Origin of the sequence: Microbacterium helvum, assembly GCF_014779795.1 — a bacterium.
GTDB classification, from domain to species: Bacteria; Actinomycetota; Actinomycetes; order Actinomycetales; family Microbacteriaceae; genus Microbacterium; species Microbacterium helvum.
The window spans coordinates 268,042-291,272 of the sequence record NZ_JACXZS010000006.1; the positions used below are offsets into that span (position 1 = coordinate 268,042).

At 69.6% G+C, this 23,231-nt stretch carries 23 protein-coding genes; 11 read left to right on the forward strand and 12 right to left on the reverse strand.

What is annotated here, in order from left to right:
* From IF188_RS11225 to IF188_RS11245, 5 genes are all read right to left on the reverse strand, one after another.
* On the reverse strand, nt 1-825 hold the full coding sequence (locus IF188_RS11225; protein WP_191171888.1) for a PaaX family transcriptional regulator: 825 nt from the start codon (nt 823-825) through the stop codon (nt 1-3).
* Nucleotides 822-1,643: an ABC transporter ATP-binding protein gene (locus tag IF188_RS11230; protein WP_191171889.1), complete on the reverse strand. Its 822-nt coding sequence runs from the start codon at nt 1,641-1,643 to the stop codon at nt 822-824. The genes IF188_RS11225 and IF188_RS11230 overlap by 4 nt, the downstream gene beginning before the upstream one ends.
* Nucleotides 1,636-2,460, reverse strand: coding sequence for an ABC transporter permease (locus IF188_RS11235; RefSeq protein WP_191171890.1), 825 nt, complete (start codon nt 2,458-2,460; stop codon nt 1,636-1,638). Before IF188_RS11235 ends, IF188_RS11230 begins: the two co-directional genes overlap by 8 nt.
* Nucleotides 2,457-3,305, reverse strand: a complete 849-nt coding sequence (locus tag IF188_RS11240; protein WP_191171891.1) for an ABC transporter permease — start codon at nt 3,303-3,305, stop codon at nt 2,457-2,459. The genes IF188_RS11235 and IF188_RS11240 overlap by 4 nt, the downstream gene beginning before the upstream one ends.
* A gap of 98 nt (nt 3,306-3,403) precedes the next feature.
* On the reverse strand, nt 3,404-4,390 hold the full coding sequence (locus IF188_RS11245) for an ABC transporter substrate-binding protein (RefSeq protein ID WP_191171892.1): 987 nt from the start codon (nt 4,388-4,390) through the stop codon (nt 3,404-3,406).
* A gap of 338 nt (nt 4,391-4,728) precedes the next feature.
* On the opposite strand from IF188_RS11245, the gene IF188_RS11250 reads away from it, so the two are divergent.
* The 4 genes from IF188_RS11250 (at nt 4,729) to IF188_RS11265 (ending at nt 8,626) form a co-directional block, all read left to right on the forward strand.
* Nucleotides 4,729-5,625 carry a methylenetetrahydrofolate reductase gene (locus IF188_RS11250; RefSeq protein WP_191171893.1) on the forward strand — a complete coding sequence of 299 codons (897 nt, stop codon included), beginning with the start codon at nt 4,729-4,731 and terminating at the stop codon, nt 5,623-5,625.
* Complete coding sequence (gene purU, locus IF188_RS11255) at nt 5,622-6,497, forward strand: formyltetrahydrofolate deformylase (RefSeq protein WP_191171894.1); 876 nt, start codon at nt 5,622-5,624, stop codon at nt 6,495-6,497. Before IF188_RS11250 ends, purU begins: the two co-directional genes overlap by 4 nt.
* Nucleotides 6,498-6,541: 44 nt before the next feature.
* The gene (ligM, locus tag IF188_RS11260; RefSeq protein ID WP_191171895.1) at nt 6,542-7,951 is read left to right on the forward strand and encodes a vanillate/3-O-methylgallate O-demethylase; all 1,410 of its coding nucleotides are present in this window, start codon (nt 6,542-6,544) and stop codon (nt 7,949-7,951) included.
* A 93-nt stretch (nt 7,952-8,044) separates the two neighbouring features.
* A complete protein-coding gene (locus IF188_RS11265; RefSeq protein ID WP_191171896.1) occupies nt 8,045-8,626 on the forward strand; it encodes a helix-turn-helix transcriptional regulator in 582 nt (193 codons plus the stop codon).
* Nucleotides 8,627-8,937: 311 nt separating this feature from the next.
* Here IF188_RS11265 and IF188_RS11270 read toward each other — a convergent pair whose 3' ends face one another.
* Nucleotides 8,938-9,783 carry a hypothetical protein gene (locus IF188_RS11270; RefSeq protein ID WP_191171897.1) on the reverse strand — a complete coding sequence of 282 codons (846 nt, stop codon included), beginning with the start codon at nt 9,781-9,783 and terminating at the stop codon, nt 8,938-8,940.
* 541 nt (nt 9,784-10,324) lie between these two features.
* Here IF188_RS11270 and IF188_RS11275 point away from each other — a divergent pair.
* The gene (locus IF188_RS11275) at nt 10,325-10,984 is read left to right on the forward strand and encodes a GntR family transcriptional regulator (RefSeq protein WP_191171898.1); all 660 of its coding nucleotides are present in this window, start codon (nt 10,325-10,327) and stop codon (nt 10,982-10,984) included.
* A 64-nt stretch (nt 10,985-11,048) separates the two neighbouring features.
* Here IF188_RS11275 and IF188_RS11280 read toward each other — a convergent pair whose 3' ends face one another.
* The 5 genes from IF188_RS11280 to IF188_RS11300 are packed head-to-tail and all read right to left on the reverse strand — an operon-like array spanning nt 11,049 to nt 15,682.
* Nucleotides 11,049-12,320, reverse strand: a complete 1,272-nt coding sequence (locus tag IF188_RS11280; RefSeq protein WP_224751738.1) for an ABC transporter substrate-binding protein — start codon at nt 12,318-12,320, stop codon at nt 11,049-11,051.
* Nucleotides 12,317-13,321 (reverse strand): branched-chain amino acid ABC transporter permease, encoded by a 1,005-nt coding sequence (locus IF188_RS11285; RefSeq protein ID WP_191171899.1) that lies wholly within the window; start codon nt 13,319-13,321, stop codon nt 12,317-12,319. The genes IF188_RS11280 and IF188_RS11285 overlap by 4 nt, the downstream gene beginning before the upstream one ends.
* Nucleotides 13,321-14,202 carry a branched-chain amino acid ABC transporter permease gene (locus IF188_RS11290; RefSeq protein WP_191171900.1) on the reverse strand — a complete coding sequence of 294 codons (882 nt, stop codon included), beginning with the start codon at nt 14,200-14,202 and terminating at the stop codon, nt 13,321-13,323. Before IF188_RS11290 ends, IF188_RS11285 begins: the two co-directional genes overlap by 1 nt.
* Before the next feature lie 3 nt (nt 14,203-14,205).
* The gene (locus IF188_RS11295) at nt 14,206-14,916 is read right to left on the reverse strand and encodes an ABC transporter ATP-binding protein (protein WP_191171901.1); all 711 of its coding nucleotides are present in this window, start codon (nt 14,914-14,916) and stop codon (nt 14,206-14,208) included.
* On the reverse strand, nt 14,903-15,682 hold the full coding sequence (locus IF188_RS11300; protein WP_191171902.1) for an ABC transporter ATP-binding protein: 780 nt from the start codon (nt 15,680-15,682) through the stop codon (nt 14,903-14,905). The genes IF188_RS11295 and IF188_RS11300 overlap by 14 nt, the downstream gene beginning before the upstream one ends.
* Nucleotides 15,683-15,972: 290 nt before the next feature.
* Between IF188_RS11300 and IF188_RS11305 the strand changes: the two genes are divergently transcribed.
* From IF188_RS11305 to IF188_RS11315, 3 genes are read left to right on the forward strand one after another with little or no spacing between them, the layout of a single operon-like run.
* Nucleotides 15,973-17,340 carry an aminomethyl transferase family protein gene (locus tag IF188_RS11305; RefSeq protein ID WP_191171903.1) on the forward strand — a complete coding sequence of 456 codons (1,368 nt, stop codon included), beginning with the start codon at nt 15,973-15,975 and terminating at the stop codon, nt 17,338-17,340.
* Nucleotides 17,341-17,389: 49 nt separating this feature from the next.
* Nucleotides 17,390-18,286 carry an IclR family transcriptional regulator gene (locus IF188_RS11310; RefSeq protein WP_191171904.1) on the forward strand — a complete coding sequence of 299 codons (897 nt, stop codon included), beginning with the start codon at nt 17,390-17,392 and terminating at the stop codon, nt 18,284-18,286.
* A gap of 10 nt (nt 18,287-18,296) precedes the next feature.
* Nucleotides 18,297-19,076, forward strand: coding sequence for a DUF1932 domain-containing protein (locus IF188_RS11315; RefSeq protein ID WP_191171905.1), 780 nt, complete (start codon nt 18,297-18,299; stop codon nt 19,074-19,076).
* 31 nt (nt 19,077-19,107) lie between these two features.
* On the opposite strand, the gene ligM (IF188_RS11320) is transcribed toward IF188_RS11315, so the two are convergent.
* Entirely contained in the window at nt 19,108-20,514 is a 1,407-nt protein-coding gene (ligM, locus tag IF188_RS11320) for a vanillate/3-O-methylgallate O-demethylase (RefSeq protein ID WP_191171906.1), read from the reverse strand.
* A gap of 120 nt (nt 20,515-20,634) precedes the next feature.
* Here ligM (IF188_RS11320) and IF188_RS11325 point away from each other — a divergent pair, with 120 nt between their 5' ends.
* From IF188_RS11325 to IF188_RS11335, 3 genes are read left to right on the forward strand one after another with little or no spacing between them, the layout of a single operon-like run.
* A complete protein-coding gene (locus IF188_RS11325; RefSeq protein ID WP_191171907.1) occupies nt 20,635-21,390 on the forward strand; it encodes a PIG-L deacetylase family protein in 756 nt (251 codons plus the stop codon).
* A gap of 34 nt (nt 21,391-21,424) precedes the next feature.
* A complete protein-coding gene (locus tag IF188_RS11330; RefSeq protein WP_191171908.1) occupies nt 21,425-22,141 on the forward strand; it encodes a 4-carboxy-4-hydroxy-2-oxoadipate aldolase/oxaloacetate decarboxylase in 717 nt (238 codons plus the stop codon).
* Nucleotides 22,128-23,225: a 4-oxalomesaconate tautomerase gene (locus tag IF188_RS11335; RefSeq protein WP_191171909.1), complete on the forward strand. Its 1,098-nt coding sequence runs from the start codon at nt 22,128-22,130 to the stop codon at nt 23,223-23,225. The genes IF188_RS11330 and IF188_RS11335 overlap by 14 nt, the downstream gene beginning before the upstream one ends.
* Nucleotides 23,226-23,231 lie beyond the last annotated feature (6 nt).

Sequence of the window (23,231 nt, forward strand, 5' to 3'; positions counted from 1 at the left end):
TCAGCTCACCTGCGCCGCGAAGTCGCGCACCGCGGGGAAGGCGAACTCTCGGTGGCGCCGGGTGAACAGCTCGAAGGAGCGGTCGGCGGGCCAGTCGTCGCCCATGTACTGCCGCGGCAGGCGGGGATCGGCGCGCAGCAGGGCCAGCCAGTCGGCCACGAGCAGCGTCCGCGCGGTGAGCGGAGGAAGATCGGATGCCGCATCCTCTCGTTCCCAGTGCGCGATGAACTCGTGATGGGCGTCGCGGATGCGCTCGACGTCCCACGCCACGCGCACAGCCTCGGCCATCGGGAACCCGTCGAGCTCGGTCGCCGAGAACGCGGTCACCGAGCCCGGCGGCAGGTCGGGGATGATCGCATCGAGCGCCGCAGCGAGGTCGACGACGCCGGGCGCGATCCACAGCCCGTCGCGCAGCACGGCGAACCCCGACCAGGTCAGTGCGGCCCGAAGGCGATGCCGGAGGTCGCGCAGGTGCTCGGGGACGCTGAACGTCACGAGCGTCCACCCCTCGCCCTGCGGCTCGAACGGCGCCGGGCCGTTCACGCGGCCCGACGCCTCGCGCAGCACCTCGCTGCCGTGCGGGGTGAGCTCGAACCCGATCTCGCGTCCGAGCCGCCGCCGCTCCAGCACTCCGCTGTCGACCATGCGGTCGAGGTTGGTGCGCACCGCGGACGCGGCCACCCCCGCGCTCTCCAGCGTGCCGATCAGCACGCTGGCGCGCAGCGGCTCGAAGTAGCGGTCGCACACGAACTCGCCGAAGAAGGCCAGCAGCAGCTGACGCGGCTTGCGGGTGAGCACCGATGCTTCCGCCGGGGCGACGCTCACGCGGCCTCCGGACGGACGGCCTCGCCGCGCTTGGCTCGCTGGATCTGCTCGTACACGTGCGTACGCAGCTCGGTGAAGCGCGGCAGAGCCCGCGTCGTGATCTGGTCCCGGTCCGGGGCGAGGTCGATCGCGAGGTCCTCCTGCACCCACGTCGGCGACTTCGACAGCACGATCACGCGCTCACCGAGGTACACCGACTCGTCGATGTCGTGCGTCACGAACAGGATCGACATGCCGCGCTCACGGTGCAGCGTCCGCACGAGGTCCTCCAGGTCGGCGCGCGTCTGCGCGTCGACGGCGGCGAACGGCTCGTCCATGATGAGCACCTCGGGCTGGTACGCGACCGCGCGCGCGATCGCCACGCGCTGCTGCATGCCGCCCGACAGCTGCCAGGGGTAGCTTCCCTTCGCGTGATCGAGGCCCACGGCTGCAAGCGCGTCGTCGACCAGCCTGTCGCGCTCGTCACGCGACAGCTTCTTGTGCTTGAGCGGCAGCTCGACGTTGCCGCGCACGGTGAGCCACGGGTACAGGCTGCGACCGTACTCCTGGAACACCAGGGCCATGTTCGGCGGCGGGGCCGTCACCCGGCGCCCGCCCAGCTCCACGACGCCCGAGGTGGGCTTGAGCAGACCCGCGATGCATTTGAGCAGCGTCGTCTTGCCGCATCCCGACGGGCCGACGATGCACACCAGCTCACCGGCATCCATCCGGAATCCGATGTCGCCGATGGCCTCGACGTTCCCGGTCGACGACTCGTAGACCTTGCGCAGGTGCTCGACGTTCAGCAGCGGCTCTGCCTTCTTAGCGGATTCAACCACGCTCCACCTCCTTGATTCCGTGGTACCAGCGAAGCACGCGCCGTTCGACGATTCCGAAGATCGCCGCGAGCAGGATGCCGATCAGGCCGAGCAGCACGATGCCGCTCCACATCTCGGCGATGAGGTAGTTCCGCTGGAAGTAGACGATCTGGTATCCGAGGCCCGATGACGAGAAGAACATCTCCGAGATCACCATGAGGATCAGGGCGATCGACAGGCACTGGCGGACGCCCGCCATGATCCGCGGGCTCGCCGCGGGAAGCACGAGATACCGGAGGCGCTCCCCCGAGGTCAGCGCGAACGACCGCGCCGTCTCGGTCATCACCGAGTCGGTCGCGCGGACGCCCTCGATCGTGTTCAGCAGCACCGGCCACACCGCACCGGTGACGATCACCACGAGCTTCATGGTGTCGTTCGCGCCGACGAGCACCGCGACGATGGGGATGAGCACCGGGGGCGGCACGGCGCGGAAGAACTCGAAGATCGGCTCGAGCAGCTCGCGCAGCCACCGCACCAGGCCGATGACGGTGCCGGCCACGATGCCGAGCGCGACGGCCAGCACGATGCCGATCGCCAGTCGTCCGAGGCTCGGCAGCACATCGGTGAAGAACGCGGGCCCCACCCAGGTGTCGACGAAGGCCTGGAAGATCACGAGCGGGCTGGGGAAGAAGGGCTCCGGCGAGATGGATGCCCAGACGCCCCAGATGACGAGCAGGAGGAACGGCAGGCCGAGCGCGTAGGCGGTGCTCTCGCCGAACTTCGCCCACGCGCGGGATCGGCTGCGAGGGGTGACGACGGTGCTGGTGTAGAGCGTCACAGGACCTCCTCCCCTCGCACGGACTGATGCCACGCGAGCGAGCGGCGTTCGACGGCACGGAAGACCAGGTTCACCAGCAGGCCGAGTATGCCGGTGACGACCACGAGCGCATATACGGTGGTCCACGCACCAGCCGCCTGGGCGAGCATGATCGCCCTGCCGAGGCCGGGGTTGCCGATGAACATCTCGGCCGTGATCGCGAGGATCAGCGCCACCGTCGCTGCCAGCCGCAGCCCGGTCATCAGGTAGGGCAGCGCGGTGGGCAGTACGAGGTTCACGATGCGCGAGCCGCGCGACAGTCCGAAGCTGCGCGCCGTGTCGCGGGCGACGGCATCCACGTCGGCGACGCCGTAGAGCACCTGGATGAACACCTGCCAGAAGCTCGCGTACACGATGATGAGGAGCGCCGCTTCGATCCGCAGGCCGAACATCAGGACCGCGAGCGGGATCAGCGCGACCGAGGGGATGGGCCGCAGGAACTCGACCGTCGTGTGGGTCGCCCGCCGCAGGAACGGCACGAGCCCGATGACGGTGCCGAGTACGACGGCCAACGCCGTCGCGATCAGCAGGCCGATGCCCCACGCGGTCAGCGTGCGGCCGACGTTGCGCCAGAACTCCAGGTCGCGCATCTGTTCGCCGAGGGCCGCGAGAGTGGCTGTCGCGGTCGGGAAGTACGCGGGATTCACGACACCGAGCGTCGGCAGGAGCTGCCAGGTGACGAGGAAGCCGGCGATACCGGCGACGCCGAGCGCGACCTTGCGCAGGGTGCGCAGTCGTCTTCCGCTGCGAGCGTCGCGCGGGCGCGGCGGCGATGCGACGATCATCGGTGCATCGGCGGTGGCCATGAGGGGTCCGTTCGGGTGGGACGGCTGGGGGTGGGCACAGGCGGAGGGAGTGGATGCCGGCGGCCGCGGCCGACAGCATCCACCTCCTCCTCTTGCCGCTACTGCTGCTGGATCAGGCGGTCGTAGTCGGGCTCGGCGTCGATGTAGTCGAACTCGACGGCGAGTGCGCCCAGGTCCTCGATGCCCGCGTCGGCCAGGTCCCATGTGAACGTCGGGAGCGTGATGCCCGCAGCGGCCTCCGCGGGGATCTTGAGGTTCGTGGCGATCGCGGCGCGCACGGCGTCCTCGTTGTCGGCGGCCCAGTCCAGCGCCTCCGACATCGCCTCGGAGTAGGACTTCACGAGATCGGGGTCCTCGTCGAGCAGCTTCTGCGTCGTGATGTTGGTCAGCACCGACAGCCCCGGGATCGTGGCCTGGTACGGCGCCACCACCGAGGTGCCGCCGGCGCCGACGATCTGGGCGCGGAACGGGTCGGGCGCCCATGCGGCGTCCATCGTGCCGGCCTCGAGCTGCGCGGGGACGTCGGGGAACGCGACCTCGACGAACTCGATGGTCGAGGGGTCGCCGCCGTCGTCCTGCACGGCCTTGCGGATCGTGAGGTCGCCCGCGGCGCCGATCGTGTTCACCGACACCTTCTTGCCGGCCAGGTCGGCGGGGCGGGTGATGCCGGAGTCGCCGAGCGCGACCACCGCGTTGACGTCGGTGCCCTCGGTGAGGCTGTTCGCGTAGTTGCCGACGATCGTGACGCCGAGGTCCTGCAGGTCTGCGCGGATCGGGCCGAACGGCTGGCCGATGGCGAACTGGATGTCGCCGCTGAGCAGCGCGGGGATGGCGTTGGCGCCGCCCTGTGCGGGAACGACCTCGATCTCGAGGCCGTGCTCCTCGAAGATGCCCTCGTCGATCGCCGCCCACAGCGCGCCGGTCTCGGCGATGGGCAGGGCGGCGACGCGGACCTTCGTGACCTCGCCCGACGCGGCGTCATCGGTCGGGGTCGAGGAGGAGGACGGAGCGGCGGAATCGGTGCAGCCGCTCAGGGCGAGCGCGGCTGCGGCGAGCACGCCGATGGTGGCAAGACTCTTCTTCATTGACGGGCCTCTCGTGGACTGTGCAGGGGGTGTGCGCGTCCGGGGTGCGTCCGGCGGCAGCCGGGGGTCGGCACCTCGGCGTGCCGGACACAGTCATCGTCGGTCAGCACATCGCGATTGTCAAGTGTTTTGTGACGCCCGTCACGACTTGCATGAACAACCGATGCCGCCCGCCGGCACCGGGTCCGTTCAGCGGAACCGACGCTCTTCCATACCGCTCACGCGATCGAGGATGGGCGCGGGCACGATCGTGTGCCTATTGCCATTACCTATGGACATAGTTATTGTGTGGATACCGCGGTGCGACGACGCCCGCGGCAGAGGAAAGGACCTCGTCAGTGACCCACCCGAACTCGTCGCCGCAGGCGGCCGCGCTCGTCGACGGCTTCTCACTGGAGATGACCGGCAAGGACGTGCCCGGGCTTGAGGAGGCCCGCGACGCCATCCCCCAGGGGACGAAGATCAACGTGACGTTCCTCGGCAACGAGGACCTCGAGATGCGCGTCGCCGCCGCGAAGGCGGTGAAGGACATGGGCTTCGTCCCGGTCCCCCACATCTCGGCGCGACGCCTGGAGTCCGAGGCGCAGCTCGTCGAGTTCCTGACCCGTCTCCAGGACGTCGGCGCCACCGAGCACGTGTTCGCGGTCGGCGGCGACCCGGCCGAGCCGGCCGGACCGTACCCCGACTCGCTGTCGGTCATCCGATCCGGGCTGCTGCAGCAGCACGGCGTGCGTGAGGTCTCGATCGCCGGCTACCCCGAAGGCCACCCCGACATCGCCGACGACGTGCTGTGGCGCCACCTCGACGAGAAGGCGCTGACCCTCGCCCAGCAGGGACTGGATGCCGTCGTCCTGACCCAATTCGCCTTCGACACCGATCCGGTCATGTCGTGGATCGGCGCGGTGCGCGAGCGCGGCATCGACGCGCAGATCCGCATCGGCACGCCGGGACCTGCCGGCATCAAGCGCCTGCTCGGCTTCGCGCGGCGCTTCGGGATCGGCGCGAACGCGATGATCGTGAAGAAGTACGGCTTCTCGCTGACGAACCTCATGGGCACGGCGGGCCCGGACCGCTTCGTGTCCGACCTCGCCGAGCGGTTGGTGAGCCCGTCGAACCACGCCGCGCGCGACTCGGGCGACGTGAAGCTGCACTTCTACACGTTCGGCGGCCTGCTCGCGACGTCGCAGTGGGCCCGCGAGTTCGTCGCCGCGCAGTCCTCGGGTGCGCGGCGATGACGACGCATCTCGACGCGCGACGCGACCACGCGTGCCTCATCGTGCACGGCCCCGACCGCCCGGGGATCGTCGCGGCGGTCACGGCGCTGGTCGCACGCAATCTCGGCAACATCGTGACGCTCGACCAGTATTCCGACAATCCCGTCGGCGGCGAGTTCTTCCAGCGCGTCGTGTTCCACCGCCCCGACCTGCCGGCGGCCCTGCCCGCCATCGCGGCAGACCTCGATGAGACGCTGGGGCCGCTCGATCTGGAGTGGCGGCTGACCGACCAGTCCGTGCCGAAGCGGATGGCGATCCTCGCCTCGACGAGCGACCACTGCCTGCTCGAGCTGCTGTGGCGTCATCGCCGCGGCGAACTGCCGGTCACCATTCCGATGGTCATCTCGAACCACACCAACACCGCCGAGGATGTCCGCAGCTTCGGCATCCCGTTCTTCCACGTGCCCTCGCAGGGTCCCGACAAGTCCGCCGCCGAGGCGAAGATCGTCGAACTGCTCAAAGACAACGTCGACTTCGTCGTGCTCGCGCGGTACATGCAGATCCTGTCGGACTCGTTCCTCGACGAGCTCGGCGTGCCGGTCATCAACATCCACCACTCGTTCCTGCCCGCGTTCATCGGCGCCGCACCGTACCGCAAGGCGAAGGAGCGCGGGGTGAAGCTGATCGGCGCGACCAGCCACTACGTGACCGCCGACCTCGACGAGGGGCCCATCATCGAGCAGGACGTGGCGCGCGTCACCCACGCGATGACCGCCGCCGATCTGCAGGCCCGCGGGGCCTACGTCGAGCGGGCGGTGCTCTCTCGCGCGGTCGAGTGGCACGCCGAGGATCGCGTGATCCGGCACGGCAACCACACCATCGTCTTCACCTGATCCACCCCCATCCCGACCCCTACCCACGAACAGAGAGGTTCCCCATGGCGAAGAATCTGCAGGAGCTGATCGACGGACGCAACGCCGTCGAGATGCTGCGCAACTCGCAGATCGGCTCGTACATCTACCCGGTCGTCCCCGCGGACTTCCAGAACTGGATCAAAGAGCAGAAGGCCTGGCGCGACACCGCGGTGCTCTACGACCAGTCGCACCACATGGACAATGTGTTCCTGAAGGGCTCGGACGCGATCCGGCTCATCTCGGACACGGCCATCAACTCGGTCGCGACGTTCCCGGTGAACCGCGCCAAGCAGTATGTGCCGACCACCGCGTCGGGGCATGTCATCGGCGACGGCATCCTCTTCCACGAGGCCGAGGACGAGTACGTGTACGTCGGCCGCGCGCCGGCGTCGAACTGGCTGCTGTACCACGGCGAGACCGGCGGCTACGCGAACCTCGACATCAGCGTCGACCGCCGCTCGCCCTCGCGCCCCTACGGCGACGCCGTGAGCCGCCGCTACTACCGCTTCCAGATCCAGGGACCGGCGGCGTGGAACGTCATCGAGAAGCTCAACGGCGGACCTCTCGAGCAGCTGAAGTTCTTCAGCATGTCCGAGATGCAGATCGGCGGCGTGAACGTGCGCACGCTCCGCCACGGCATGGCCGGAGCCCCCGGCCTCGAAGTGTGGGGACCCTACGAGGACCACCACCGCGTCCGCGACCTCATCGTCGAGGCGGGCGCCGAGTTCGGCCTCGTCCCGGTCGGATCGCGCGCCTACCCCTCGAACACGCTGGAGTCGGGCTGGATCCCGTCGCCGCTGCCCGCGATCTACTCGGGCGAGGCCGAGCGGGGCTACCGCGAGTGGCTCGGCATCGACAGCTACGAGGCGACCGGCACGCTCGCAGGGTCGTTCGTATCGGACGACATCTCGGACTACTACCTCACCCCGTGGGAGCTGGGCTACGGCTCGTTCGTGAAGTTCGACCACGACTTCATCGGCCGCGATGCGCTCGAGAAGATCGACCCCGCGACGCAGCGCCGCAAGGTCACGCTGGCGTGGAACGCCGAGGACGTCACGAAGATCTTCGCGTCGCTGTTCGACACCGAGGGCGAGAGCTACAAGTTCTTCGATCTGCCGCTGGCCAACTACGGATCGGCCAACTACGACGCGGTGACGGATGCCGGCGGTGACGTCGTGGGCTTCTCGATGTTCACCGGCTACAGCGCCAACGAGAAGCGCGCGCTGTCGCTGGCGACGGTGAACCCCGACGTGCCCGAGGGCGCCGAGGTCACTGTCGTGTGGGGCGAGCCGGACGGCGGCACCACGAAGGCCTCCGTCGAGCCGCACAAGCAGCTCGAGGTCCGCGCGGTCGTCTCGCCCGTGCCGTACTCGACAGTCGCCCGTCAGACCTACCACGGCGGATGGCGCACGGGGTACAAGGCCTCGGCCTGACGCGTATCGCACCACCGCGGCCCGGTCCCTGAGCTTGTCGAAGGGCCGGGCCGCGGCGTTCCCGCTACCCTCGGGCGAGGAAGGAGAGCATCGATGAGTCTGCGGTACGCGCTGCTGGCGATCCTGCGGGTCGGCCCGCTGTCGGGCTACGACCTGCAGAAGCAGTTCCACCAGTCGGTCGGGCACGTCTGGCACGCCCCCGATTCCCAGATCTACCCCGAGCTTCGCAAGATGGAGCAGCTCGGTCTCATCGAAGGCGAGGAGCAGACGCGCGGCGAGCGCGGCACGCGACGCATGTACCACGTGACCGAGGCCGGCGACCGCGCGTTCGTGGAATGGATGGATGCGCCGCTGGACTACCAGCGGGTGCGCGATCCCGCCCACCTGCGGGCTGCCTATCTCGAGGCGACGACACCCGACTCCGCCCGCGCCTTCCTGCAGCGTCACATCGCCCAGTGGGAGAGCGAGCTCTCGCAGTGGGAGGGCGAGCTGGATCGCATCGACGCCGTCGCCAACCCGATGCTCGTCCGGCGCCTCGCGGTGACCGCGGATGCCGACCGCGAGCGCACGATCGCCTACAAGAGGTTCGCGTACGAGGGTCTGGTCGAGCGCGCCCAGGCCGAGATCGCGTGGGCCCGCCGCGGGCTGGCCCTCGTCGACCGCCTCGACGCCTGACCCTGACTCCTGAGGCGTGCCATCGAACAGCGCACACAGCCCCGACCTTTTGAGGGGCCGGGGCTGTGTGCGTCTGCCGAGTGCTCCGCAGCCGCTGCGTTACTTCGTGGCCGCCGAGCGCTTCTTGATTCGCATATACCAGACAGCGAGCAGACTCGCGATCACCATCTGCACGAGGAAGACCCACGCATACTGACCAGTCGCGATTCCTGCGATCAGGCCGAGGGCGACGCTCAGAACCGCAACTGCCGCGACAGCGATGTAGAAGCTCCGAAACTCATGTCCTCTTGACATCGTCCTCCCCACTCTCCTTAGTAGCAGTCACGCCCGCTGTGTACGAACGGGTTCCATCCCATGTAAGGCGGGATACCCCAGAAAGACAACCCGACGCACATTCCGTTGTCTTTCGCGTAGGTGGCGGTGGCCCCGATCGCTGCAGCAGCGAGCCCGCATGCGGCCACTCCGGCTGGTCCGGCTACACTACACGCCGTGGCAGCGCCACCAAGCGCGATGAAGCCGGCGCTAGCGATCTGCCGCGTCTCCCACCGGTTGAACAGGATCGACTTCCAGCCGACGCCCTGGTCGAACCGTGGGTCGGCGACGACCGGGTAAGCGAAGTCGGCGTTGTGATCCACCACCTGGACCAGCCTCGTGCCATTCACCTCGTAATGCGTGGGAACCGACGTGCCGTTGGCGTCCACCGCCCAGGGCGCATCAGCCCTGAGAAGAACTTCTCCACGAGCGGAGAGCACGAGCGCTGAGCCGTCAGTCGCAGACACCACTTGCCCGCCATCTGAGATCGTGATGTCGTAAGCGAACGACGTCGGGGCGTCAGGCGACGAGATCGTCGTCAGCAGTTGGAGCCCACCGTCGAGCGGCACGACGGCGTTCGCAACTCCGTTGTCCGACGGGTAGGCGATCGCACCGGAGGCGAGCGCGACCGCATCCGACGCCTGGTCGACAGCCGGGAGGTTGATCGAGATCGACGTCGTCTCCAGCGACACCTTGACGCCGTCGGTCGGGTCACGCGGAATGGCGACAGCCGCTTGGCCGTCTGTCACGGCCGCATCCGCGGTCGTTGTCTTGGCATCCACCGCCTCTGCGACCAGGGGCGCCGCAGCCCCAGTCAGCGCGGCTTCGACCGTTGCCGCGGACACATCCGACGAGTCTTCAACTGCGTTGGCGGGGGGGGACGAACGCGGCCAGGGGCAGGAGCACTGCGAAGCCCATGGCAGCTGCGGAGAGCTTCTTGCGGTAAGAGTTCGTCATCACTGACCTTTCTATTGGAAGATCCTCCCTTGGCATCAAGCTGTCAGCCGGGCAAGTGGCTTGTCTGTAGGCATTTCGGACTACAGAAGGCTCCGCAGAAAGCTGTTAGGATCAGCGACTTCTTCGTGAACCCGTGCCTATTGACAGGCAGAATCCCGGGCTCTGGGGCACCTCAGTGGCGGTGAACCGCTCCACGCCCCCGATGGGCAGCCTGGTGCGGGCCGAGGTCCCCATCGCCGTCTCGCCTATGCCAGCGCACCTGCTGTGTCTCTGCGGTCGTGATCGTGCCTCCAGCGTGCCCCTGTCTCCACGTGAATCAAGATTGTCGACGATTTTCACGCAGATTTCGTCTGAGATTCCTCGCGACGACGCGGTCGTCGCGAGATAGTGTCAGTGCACGGACGAAGGGGCCGAAGGGGGTTGGCGGAGATGACGGATGCCGCAGTGCTGAGTGACGACGAGGCGACGGGTCGCCCCGACCTGACGCAGGTGATCCGCGAGGCGATCCTCGACGCCCAGTTCGCGCCGCACCAGCGGCTGATCGAGGCCGACCTGAGCGAGCGCTACGGCGCATCCCGCGCCGCTGTCCGCACCGCGCTGCTCAATCTCGCCGGCGAGGGCCTCGTCGAGCGCCTGCCGAACCGGGGCGCCCGGGTGCGGGCGATCACCGTCGACGAAGCCATCGAGATCGTCGAGGTGCGCATCGGACTCGAGACGCTGTGCGCGCGCAAGGCCGCCGAGAACCTCACTCCGGCCGACGCGACCGCGCTGCGGGCGCTGCGCGCCGAGATCGAGTCGGCCATCGCGGCCGGCGACCTGATGGCGTACTCGCGCCTGAACCAGGAGCTCGACCGCCGCATCCGCGAGCTCAGCCACCACGGCACCGCCACGCAGCTGCTGGAGCGCCTGCGCGCGCAGTCGGCGCGGCACCAGTTCCGTCTCGCGTTCCACCCGGGGCGGGCAGCGACCTCCGCCCCCGAGCACATCGCGATCATCGACGCGATCCTCGCGAAAGACCCCGACGCCGCCGAGGCCGCGACCCGCGCCCACCTCTCTGGCATCGTCGAGGTGCTGCACGGCATGGAGTGACGGGTGAGGGATGCCGGCGGCCGCGGCCGCCGGCATCCCTCACTTCTTCCGAGCGGGGCTCAGCTCACTGGTCCCAGGACTCGACCGGGGCGTAGCCCTTGCCGTTGTACTTCTGCACCTGCACGGTCGAGACCGCGGGCTGGCCGTCCTCGGTGGTGTCCACTGAGGAGCCCTCGAGCATCAGCGGCGCGACGTAGTCCTTGATGCTGCGCAGCTGCGTCATGAAGTCGTCCCGCGTGGGCTCGGTCATCTTCGCGAAGACCTGCTCCAGCGTCGCGCCGACCTGGTACGACCAGACGCAGTGCGGGAACGCGGGGACGTCCGAGTAGTCGGCGTACTCCTTGAGCGCGTCGAGGAACGGGCCGCCGTCCTCGCTGTCCGCGAACGTCGGCGCGGCCGCCGCCTGGGCGAACGCGACGGTGTAGACGCCCGGGAACGCCGCAGCGCCGCCCGGCTCGAGGATCGCCGACGGGCTGGACGTGTTCGAGGGCAGGAACCACGAGGGCAGCCAGCCGAGCTCCTGCGTCTTCTGCAGCGACGAGATGACGAGCGGGGTGATCGACATCGCGTTGAAGAAGACGTCTGCGCCCGAGCCCGCGAGCTCCGTCAGCTGCGCGTCGACCGAGGTGTCGGTGGCCTCGTAGGTGAGCTCCTTGACGATCTCGATGTTGTCGGCGCCCTCGATGCCCGCCTTGAACCCCTCGACGTACCCCTCGCCGTAGTCGTCGTTCTGCGACAGGATGGCGACCTTGTGGTCCTCGCTCGAGCTCGCCAGCAGCTCGCCGAACGCCTGACCCTCGTTCTGGTAGATCGGCACGAAGCCGAGCGACCACGGGCTCTCCTGCTGGTCGCTGAAGATCGGGTCGCCCGACATGATCAGCGCCTGCGGCATCTCGTCGGCGGTCGCCGCCTCGCGCCACGCCCGGTTGGTGGGCGTGCCGAGGCCGGCCGTCATCGCGAAGACGCTGCTCTTCAGCTGGTCGTAGTTGGCCTTCGCCTTCTGCGGGTCGTACTCGTCGTCCAGCGCCTCGATCTCGACCTTGCGGGTCTTGCCGTCGCCGAACTCGACACCGCCGTCGGCGTTCTTGGCACCGAAGTAGGCGGTGATGCCGGCGACGGTGCACGTGCCCGGACCGGCGGTGGGGCCTGACAGCGGCGTGGTGATGCCGAGCGTGATCGACGTGTCGGTGATGCCGGGGCTCGCCTCGCCACCGCCGCCGTCCTCGGTGCTGTTCGGCGTGCCGCCGCCGCGCGAGCAGCCCGTGGCGAGGAGGGCGACGATGCCGATCCCCGCGACGACCGAGGCGACGCGCATCTTCCTGCGGTTCGTGCTCATTGGTCCTGCCTCTCTGTGTGGTTCTTGGCTGTGCCGGTGGCTGAGCCGCCGCGACGGCGCCACAGGCGGGGAAGCGAGACGAGCCCGCCCGGGAGGATGAAGAGCACGATCAGGAGGATCGCGCCCTGGAGCATCGCCGTGATGTTCGGGTCGATGAGGTTCGTGATCTGGGGCAGCAGCACGTACCAGATGCCGCCCAGCAGCGAGCCGATGATGCTGCCGGCACCGCCGATGACCATCGACGCCAGCAGCTCGATCGAGTGACCGAAGTGCAGCGTCTCGGGCGACGTGTACTGGATCACCACCATGTAGAGGAAGCCGCTCACGCCGCCGATGAGCGAGGCGATCGTGAAGGCCAGCACCTTGTACCGGTACGGCGAGACGCCCATCGATGACGCGACGGCCTCGTTGCCCTTCACGATCGCGAACGCGCGACCGTACTTGCCGCGGACGAGATTGCGCGTGAGCAGGAAGGTGATGCCGCCGACGAGGAGGACGATGTACAGCTGCCACTGGTCGTCGTACAGGCCGGTCCACTCGGGGGCGTCCGAGAAGCGCGCGGACGTGCCCTGCGATCCCCCGGTGAAGTCCGACAGGCGTTTGGCGAGCGGCAGCCCCACGAGGGGCAGCGCGATCGTCACCATCGCGATAGCGAGACCGCCCAGGCGTGCCGCGGCGAGCGCCACGAGCAGGCCGAGCACCGCGGGCAGCAGGCAGGCGGCGAGGAAGACCAGCACGATGTTCCAGCCGGCGTTGACGCCGAACGCGGTCGCGTAGGCGCCGACCCCGACGAAGAAGATCTGCCCCAGCGAGACCTGCCCGGTGTAGCCCATCACGACGTTGAGGCCCAGGACCGCGACCGCGAAGACGCCGATGCGGGCGATCGTCTGGTTGGCGAACTCGGGAAGCATCAGGGGCACGACGACGAGCAGCACGACGACGAGGGCGACACCCGCCCACTTCACCCAGGGCCGGGTCCAGAAGCTCACGGTCGAGGCCATCAGACGCGCACCACCGCTTTCCGGCCGAACAGGCCCTGAGGCCGCACGACGAGCACGACGAAGATGAGGATGAAGGGCACCGCGATCTTGAGGTCGTGCCCGATGAAGGGGATGTAGACGGCGGCGAGGTTCTCGAGCACGCCGATGAGCCAGGCGGCGACGACCACGCCGATGGGACTTGACAGGCCACCGAGGATGCACGCGGCGAGCGCGTAGACCAGGGCGGAGTCCATCATCCCGGGGGTCAGGGTCAGCTGCGGCGCGACGAGCACGCCGGCGACCGCTCCGAGCACGGCGGCGAGGCTCCAGCCGACCATCAGGCTGCGGCCGACGTTGATGCCCGAGAACGCGGAAGAGGCCGGATTGATCGCCACGGCCCGCAGCGCCAGCCCCAGCTTCGTGCCGAGGAACAGCGCCTGCATCAGGATCATGATCGCGACGATGACGAGGATCGTCCCGAGCGAGCGGACGCTGATCACCGCTCCGGCGACCTTGATGGTCTCCAGGGGGAACAGCGAGGGGAAGAGCCGGTTGTTATAGGTCCAGATCCACGCGCACACGCCCGTGATGAGCGTGAGCAGGCCGATGGTCACGACCACCGCGGTGTCGGGATCGCCGCGTTCGAAGCGCCGGATGAGGTAGCGCTCGATGAGGGCCCCGAGGAAGAACGACGCGATGACCGCCATGACGATCGCCAGCACGAGCGGCACCCCGACGCCGTTCAGCGCCCAGGCGATGTAGGCCGACAGCACAGCCATCCCGCCCTGGGCGAAGTTGATGAGGCCGGTCGCCTGGTTCACCAGCACGATCGCCAGGGCGAGGGCGGCATAGATCGACCCCGTCGACAGTCCGTCGATCACGAGCTGGATGAAGGTGCCCACCCGTCAGCCTCCCAGGTACGCGCGGCGGATCTCGTCCATGCCGCGAAGCTCCGCCGTGGAACCGGTGAGGGCGTTGCGGCCGGTCTCGAGCACGGTGGCGCTGTCGACGAGGGTGAAGGCGAGGTTGGCGTTCTGCTCGACCACGAGCATCGCGATGCCCGATTCGCTGCGCAGCCGCCCGATGGCCTGGTACACGGTCTTGGCGGTGCCGGGCGCGAGACCGAGGGATGCCTCGTCCAGCAGCAGCAGCCGCGGCCTGGCCATGATCGCCCGGGCGATGGCGAGCATCTGCTGCTCGCCGCCCGACAGCGCCGAGGCGTTCGACCGGATGCGGTCCTTCAGCTGCGGGAACAGCTCGAGGCAGTAGTCGACGTCGGCGCGAACGGCCTTCGCGTCCTTGCGGCGGTAGGCGCCGACCCGCAGGTTCTCGCGGACGGTGAGATCGCCGAGCGTGCCGCGCCCCTCGGGCACGTGGGCGATGCCGAGCGCCGCCACCTGGTCGGGGCGGAGGCCGCGGAGGTCCTTGCCGTCGAAGCGGATCGTGCCCGTCGAACGCACGGTGCCGGAGATCGCCCGCAGCGTCGTCGTCTTGCCCGCGCCGTTGGCGCCCAGGATGCCGACCGCGCCGCCCTCGGGGACGGTGAGCGAGACGCCCTCGAGCACCTGCACCCTGCCGTAGAACGCCCGCACGTCCGCGAGCTCAAGCAGCGTCATCGGCCGCGTCCTTTCCGAGATACGCCTCGATGACGCGGGGGTCGGCCTGCGCCTCGACGGCCGATCCCTCCATGAGCTTGCGGCCGTGGTCGAGCACCACGACGCGATCGGTGAGAGCGGAGATGAGGCCCATGTTGTGCTCGACGATCACGACGGTGATGTCGTCGTCGCGCACGCGGCGAACGGTCTCGATGAGCTGCTCGACCTCCGAGTGCGGCAGGCCGGCGGCGGGTTCGTCCAGCAGCAGCAGGCGCGGCTTCATGAGAAGCGCGCGGCACAGCTCGACGCCCTTGTGCAGACCGTGCGAGAGCTCGTCCGCCCGCGTCCGTGCGGCCCACGCCAGGCCGTGGCCGTCCAGCAGCTCGAGCGCCTCCTGGCGCAGCGCCTTCTCGCTGCGCCCGGTCCTCGGCAGCCGCAGCGACCATTCGACCGGGCCGCCGGGCAGTCGGCTGTGCGCCCCGAGCAGGACGTTCTCGAGCACCGTCGCGTGCAGCTGCAGGGCCGGATGCTGGAACGTGCGGGCGAGCCCATGGCGTGCGAGTGTCGCCGGGGGTGAGCCGAGCACCTCGTCGTCATCGATCGTGATGGACCCCGAGCTGGGGCGGTAGTGCCCGCTCACGCAGTTGAACAGCGAGGTCTTGCCGGCTCCGTTCGGTCCGACGAGGCCGAAGATCTGGCCCGCCTCGACCGTGAACGACACGTCCTCCAGCACCTTGACGCCGCCGAACTGAAGGCTGACGTCGCGGACTGCGAGCCGAGCGCCCATCGCTCCACCTTTCGCGTCGTCGCGTCGTCGCGGTCGAACCGGGAGTCGAGTCCTCCCTGCTGGGAAAACTACGGACCCTCGGCAGGATTGTCAACGATTTTGGTGTGAAGATTCGCTACCGTGATGTTGAGAATCGATGCTGTCGCACGCGACGTCGGCGTGCGGCATCCGATTCCGCTCAACGGAAGAGCGCGGAGCGCAGGCGACGAAGCGGCTCCTACGCTGACGGACGCCGACGCGGCCCACCGCGGCCGACGGCGAACGACCGCAATCGAAGAGGAGGGTCGACGATGACCGAGACATTGGCGCAGGCGATCGAGCGCGCAGGAAGCCCCGTCGAGCTGCTGCGCAACCAGAACTGGCCGGCGTTCACCTTTCCGGTGGCGCCCGAGTTCACCAACTGGCGCGACGAGCAGCGGGCCTGGAACACCTCCGTCGCGCTGATGGACCAGTCGCACCACATGACGCAGCTGTTCCTGGACGGTGCAGACCTCATCGCGCTCTTGAGCTCGATCTCGCCCAACACCTTCGCCACGTTCCGGCCCGGCGTCGCGAAGCAGCTGATCTCGGTCAACCGCGACGGCTACCTCATCGGCGACGGCATCCTGTTCTACAACGCCGACGGCCCGGAGGGCCTGGTGCTCATCGGCCACCACATCCTCATCGACTGGGTGCGGTTCAACGTCGAGCGCGCGCGGGCCGCAGGCAAGGACGTCAACGCCCGGCTGGAGCCGAACTCGCACATGCGCCAGGGCCCGCCCACGTTCTACCGGTACGAGCTGCAGGGCCCCCACGCCGATGCCGTCATGGAGAAGGTGTTCGGCGGGCCGGTGCCCGAGATCAAGTTCTTCCACATCGGCGACGTCGAGATCGCCGGCCGGCCCGTCAAGGCGCTCCGCCACGGCATGGCCGGTCAGCCCGGATTCGAGTTCTACGGACCGTGGGCCGACAACGAGATCGTGCTGGACGCGCTCATGACCGCCGGCGAGGAGCACGGCATCCGCCGCGTCGGGGCCAAGGCGTACTCGTCGTCGCCGCTCGAGTCCGGGTGGGTGCCGACGCCGTTCCCGGCGGTCTTCGACGACGACTTCGCCGAGTACCGCGAATGGCTGCCGGCGGCGCGCATCGGCTCGGTCGGCGGTTCGCTGTATTCGACCGACATCCACGACTACTACATGACGCCCTTCGACATCGGCCTCGGCCGCTCGGTGCGCTTCGACCACGACTTCCACGGCCGCGCAGCGCTCGAGAAGCACGCCGAGAACCAGGGCCGCCGCAAGGTCACGCTCATCTGGAACGCCGACGACGTCGCCGGGGTGGTGCGCTCGCAGCTCGAGCCGGGGACGCCCGCGAAGTACCTCGACTTCCCCAAGGCCCGGTACGGGCTGTACCAGATGGACGAGGTGCTCCAGGACGGCCGCCGGGCCGGGATCTCGACGGATGCCGGCTACGTCGCGTACGACCAGCTCTACATGTCGCTGGCGACACTGGACGCCCGCATCCGCGACGGCGAGCAGGTCGAGGTGGTGTGGGGCGAGGACCCGATCTCTCGCAAGGACTCGGTCGAGGCGGAGCATCGGCAGGTGCGCATCCGCGCGACGGTCGCGCCCGCGCCGTATCACGACTACGCGCGGACGGTGTACCGCCAGAACGCCTGAGCGCCCGCGCGATCGGGCTAGCATGGCGGGCGTCGTCGAGGAGGATGCCGTGGCACGAGGATCGGCAGGAGAGTCGGTGCTTCACCGTCACCTGCGCGTGCTCGAGAGCTTCGACGCGTGGCACCCCTTCCTCACGCTCAGCGAGATCGCCGAGGCCGCCGGCATCCCTCGCTCCAGCGCGCACCGGCTGATCGCGGAGCTCGAGCACGAGGGGCTGCTCGAACGGCTGCCGGATCGCACCTACCGGCTCGGGGTGAGGCTGTGGGAGTTCGCCAGCCGCACCCCGGGCGCGGTCGGGCTGCGCGAGATCGCCCGGCCCTGGCTCGGCGCCGTCCACGAGCGCGTCCGGCAGCACGCGCAGCTGGGCGTGCTGAGCGGGCGGGACGTGCTGTTCATCGACCGGATGTCGACGCGCGACGCCGTGGTCAACGCGACGCTCATCGGCGGACGCATCCCGCTGCACGCCTCGTCGAGCGGTCTCGTGCTGCTCGCGCACGCGGAACCGGCGCTGGTCGCTGAGGTCATCGCCGGCGGGCTGCGCGCCTACACCGCCCTCACGATCCACACCGGCGCGGAGCTGCGCGCCCGGCTGCGGCGGGTCCGCGACGAGGGCTACGCGGTGACCGAGGGGCACATCCACCCCGAGTCCCGCGGCATCGCCGTCCCGGTCGTCGGCCCGGGCGGTGGCGTGTACGCGGCGATCGGAGTCGTCGTGCCCAACGACGGCGGATCGATCCACGGTCACGCCGAGCTGCTCCGGCGCGCGGCAGACGGCATCGCCCGCGACCTCGCGTCGGCCTACCGGCCCGACGTCGACGAGCGCACGCACGGCATCCGCTCGCTGATGAGCGGGTCGCGCCGATCGCTGGAGTACCTCGAGAGCCTCGACGCCGACCCGCACGATGCCGCGACGGCGCCCGCCCGCGGGACCTCCGAGGTGGCTTGAGGTCTGCCGCATGACCACGATCGCGATCCTGGGCCTCGGCGAGGCGGGCCGCAGGTATGCCCGCGGGCTCGCCCGCGCCGGCGCGACGGTGCGGGGGTACGATCCCGCGCACGAGCTCGATGATCCGGAGGTGACGCAGTCCTCGACGTTCGCCGCCGCACTCGCCGGAGCGGACGTCGCGCTGAGTCTCGTCACGGGGCAGGCGGCGGAATCCGTGGCACGCGAGGCGCTGCCGCACCTCGCCGACGGCGCGGTGTACGCCGATCTGAACACCGCCGCCCCCGAGGTGAAGGAGCGCATCGCGGGTCTCGCCGCAGACCGCGGCCTGGCCATGGCGGACGTCGCCGTCCTCGCCCCGGTCGTCCGCGCCGGCCACCGCACGCCGCTGCTGGCGAGCGGCCCGGGAGCCTCCGCGTTCGCCCGCCGCGTCGGTCCGCTCGGAGTTCCGGTCGAGGTCATCGACGGCGCGGCCGGCGAGGCCGCGCGGCTGCGGCTGCTGCGGAGCGTCTTCATGAAGGGCCTCGCCGCGCTCGTGCTGGAGGGCCTCGGCGCAGCGCACGCCGTCGGCGCGGAGGACTGGCTCCGCGGCCAGATGGCGCAGGAGCTCGGTCCCGACGGCGCCGCGCTCATCGACCGCCTTGTCGAGGGCAGCGTGCGTCATGCGGCCCGCCGCGAGCACGAGGTGCGCGCCGCACTCGCCGCGCTCGACGACTCAGGCCAGCCCGCCGACATGACGCGCGCGACCCTGGCGTGGTTCGAGCGCCTCGTCGCCGAGCACGACCCCGACTGACGCGCCGCGAGCGGCGCGTCAGTCGCGAGCTCTACGCCACCCCGGCCGTGCGCCAGCCGCCGTGGTACTCCTGGCGCGCGGTCACCGCATACGGCACCGGGCTCACGACGGCCCGCACCGCGAGCTGCTCGTGGGGCTCGACGGTGGTCTTGCGCGAGCCTCCGTCGGGCTCGCCCCACACCACGCGCACCTCTGCGCCGATGGGCACGTCGCGGTCGACGGTCGCGAGCGACAGCCCTCGCTTCTCGTTCGCGGTGACACCGGTGAACAGCGACAGTCCCACGGTGTTGCCGTCGGCGTCGATCACCGAGTCGTAGTTCGAGGAGCCGTAGTTCGCGTTCGGCAGGTCGAAGAACTGGTATCCGGGGCCCTCGCGGTCGAGCACGCTCGTGAGGATCCGGCCGAGGTCCTCGTCGTTCCACGCGAGCGTGACCTTCTTGCGCTGCGACTGCGGCTCGACCTGCTCCAGCGCCTCGCGGCCGATGAAGTCGTGGTCGAACTTCACGAACGAGCCGTAGCCGAGGTCCCACGGGTTCAGGTAGTAGTCCTCGATGTCGTCCGACACGAACGATCCGGCGAGCGCGTTGATCGCCTCGTAGCTGTTCGCGGGCAGCCACTCGCGGTAGCGGCGCTCGATGTCGCCGCCGGTGTAGATCGCCGGAAGCGGCGAGGGGATCCAGCCCGACTCGAGCGTGTTCGACGAGTACGCCCGCGACCCGCACGGCTCGAGTCCGAACTCGCGCCCCGCCTCGAGCACGGCGTCCCGGATCCTGCCGTGCTGGGCGTACGGCCCCCAGATCTCCAGACCGGGCGCCCCGGCCATGCCGTGACGCAGGGTCCGCACCCGCTCCCCCGCGATCTCGAGCTCGCCCATGTGGAAGAACCGCACCTGCTCCACCTCGTGCCCGGCGAGCTTCTCGATGATGGGCCACGCGTTCGGGCCCTGGATCTGGAACCGATAGAACTCGCGGGTGACCGCCTCGCCATAGGGCCGGGACGGTGAGCGGTCGTCGTAGCGGGTCTCGACGTCGTAGCCGCCGGTCTCGGCGTGGAACTGCAGCCAGTTGGCGCCCGGCGCGCGCCCCACGTACACGTACTCGTCGTCCGCGAGATGGAAGAGGATGCCGTCGCCGATGACGCCGCCGGTCGACGAGGTCGGCACGAACTGCTTGGCCGTGTTCACCGGGAAGTTCGCGAAGGAGTTGATGCCGGTGTCCGAGAGCAGCTTCAGCGCATCCGTGCCGGTCATGAAGAAGTTCACCATGTGGTGCGTCTGGTCGTAGAGCACCGCCGTCTCGCGCCACGCCTTCTGCTCGCGGCGCCAGTTCGTAAACTCCGCGGGTACGACGGGGTAGATGTACGCACCCAGCTGCGAGTTGCGCAGCATGTCGACCACGTTGCCCCGCTCGGTGATGAGCTCTTGCAGATTGCTCGCCATGTGTCCCTCGACTTCTTCGTCCGGTTCGTGCTGACGGGTACCTACATCCAGAGGTACTTGGTCGCCACGATTGTAGACAATTTGTTGACCATTTCGCCAGCGGTGTGCTTCGCTGGGCACATGACCGACACCGCCGAGACGCTCCTGGTCGTCAGCGCCCACGCGGGCGACTTCGTGTGGCGCGCCGGTGGCGCGATCGCCTCCGCCACGCTGCGCGGCGAACGCGCCGTCGTGGCGTGCCTGTCGTACGGCGAGCGCGGCGAGTCGGCCAGTCAGTGGCTGGCCGGCAAGAAGATCGACGAGATCAAGCGCATCCGCCGCGACGAGGCGCAGGCTGCGGCATCCGCTCTCGGCGCCGAGATCGAGTTCCTCGACCTCGGGGACTACCCCCTCGTCGAGTCCCGCGAGGCCGTCTCACGGATCGTCGACCTGTACCGGCGCGTGCAGCCCACCGTCGTGCTCACGCACACGCTCCGCGACCCGTACAACGGCGATCACCCGGCCGCAGCGCGCATGGCCCTCGAGGCGCGCGTGCTCGCGCAGGCGATCGGCGTCGCGAACTCCGACGGCTCGTACCCGGGCGAGGACGACATCATCGGCGCACCGCCCGTCTTCTTCTTCGAGCCGCACCAGCCGGAGCAGTGCGACTTCACCCCCGACGTCCTCCTCGACATCACCGAGGCGTTCCCGCGCAAACGCGCCGCGATGGAGTGCCTGCCCGCGCAGAAGCACATGTGGTCGTACTACACCGATCTCGCGGTCCGGCGCGGCGTGCAGCTCAAGCGCAACGCCGGCCCCAACCTGGGCCTGCCGCACGAGACGATGGGCGAGGCGTACATGCGCCACTTCCCCCAGGTCACGGCGGTGCTCTCGTGAGCGAGCATGCTCGCTGGGGCGGAGGGATGCCGCGGTGACGGGCCCGATCGTCGTCACCGACATCGCGCGGACGCCGGCCGCGATCGCCGACGCACTCGGTGCGCACGGCGTGGCGACGGTGCACGAGGCGATGGGACGCACGGGGCTCGTCGGTCCCGGCATCCGCCCGATCCAGGACGGCGTCCGGCTCTCGGGGACCGCGGTGACGGTGCTGTGCCATCCGGGCGACAACCTGATGATCCACGCCGCGGTGGAGCAGTGCCGCGCGGGAGACGTGCTCGTGGTCACCACGACGTCCCCGTCGGTCGACGGCGCGTTCGGCGAGCTGTTCGCCACCGCCCTGCAGGCCCGCGGCGCACGCGGGCTGGTGACCACCACAGGCGTCCGCGACGTCGCCGAGCTGCGCGCGATGGGCTTCGCGGTGTGGTCGGCGGCCGTCTTCGCGCAGGGCACCGTCAAGGCCACGCCGGGATCGGTCAACGTGCCGATCACGGTGGGCGCCGTCACCGTGGCGCCCGGCGACGTCGTCGTCGCCGACGACGACGGAGTGCTGCGCGTGCCTCGCCGGGAGGCGTCGGCCGCGCTCACCGCCGCCGACGCCCGCGTCGCGAAAGAGGAGGCCGACCGCGCCGCGTACCGCTCCGGCGAGCTCAGCCTCGACCGCAAGGGACTGCGGCCGCTCCTGGCCGAGCTCGGCGTCGAGTACATCACCCAGGCCGACCTCGAGGCGAGGAACGATGAGCGCGCCTGATCCGGTGCGTGACGGCATCCCCTGCCTGCTCATGCGCGGGGGCACGTCGAAAGGCGCCTACTTCCTCGCCGACGATCTGCCCGCCGACCCGGCCGAACGTGACGAGCTGCTGCTGCGCGTGATGGGATCGCCCGACCCGCGCCAGATCGACGGCATCGGCGGCGCCCACCCGCTCACCAGCAAGGTCGCGGTCGTGGCGCCGTCGACGGCGCCGGGCTTCGACATCGACTATCTGTTCCTGCAGGTCGGCGTCGACACGGCGACGGTCGGCGATGCCCAGACCTGCGGCAATCTGCTCGCCGGCATCGGGCCGTTCGCCGTCGAGCGCGGTCTCGTCGCCGCGGCCGGCGCCCTGACATCGGTGCGGATCCGGCTGCTGAACACCGGGGATGCCGCCACCGCCGTGTTCGCGACGGCCGACGGTCTGCCCGACTACGCCGGCGACGCCGCCATCGACGGTGTGCCGGGGACGGCTTCGGCGATCTCGCTCGAGGTCGGGGGCGGTGACGACAAGCCGCTGCTGCCGACCGGCAACCTGATCGACGAGATCGACGGTCACACCGTCACGCTCATCGACAACGGGATGCCGGTGGTGCTGCTGCGCGGCGACGAGTTCGGCATCGACGGCGGCGAGGAGCCCGCGCAGCTCGAGGCCGACGCAGAGCTCGTCGCTCGCGTCGAGCGCATCCGGCTCGCCGCCGGTCCGCTCCTGGGCCTGGGCGATGTCACGCACCAGACCGTGCCGAAGATGATCCTGCTGTCGCCGCCGCGCACAGGCGGCGCGGTCTCGACCCGCGCGTTCATCCCCGCGCGCGTGCACACGGCGATCGGCGTGCTGATGGCGGCCTCCGTCGCGGCGGCGGTGCGGATCCCCGGCACCGTCGCGCACGAGATCGCGGGGCCGTCCGGTGCCGACGCCGGTGCCGACGCGGGCGACACGGTGATCGAGCACCCGAGCGGGTCGTTCCCGTCGCGCGTGCGCGTCACCCGCGACGCCGACGGCACGTGGCGCGCGACCTCGTTCTCGCTGCGCACCGCACGCAAGCTCTTCGACGGCCGGGTGTTCCCCCGGCCTCGACTGTGACCCCCG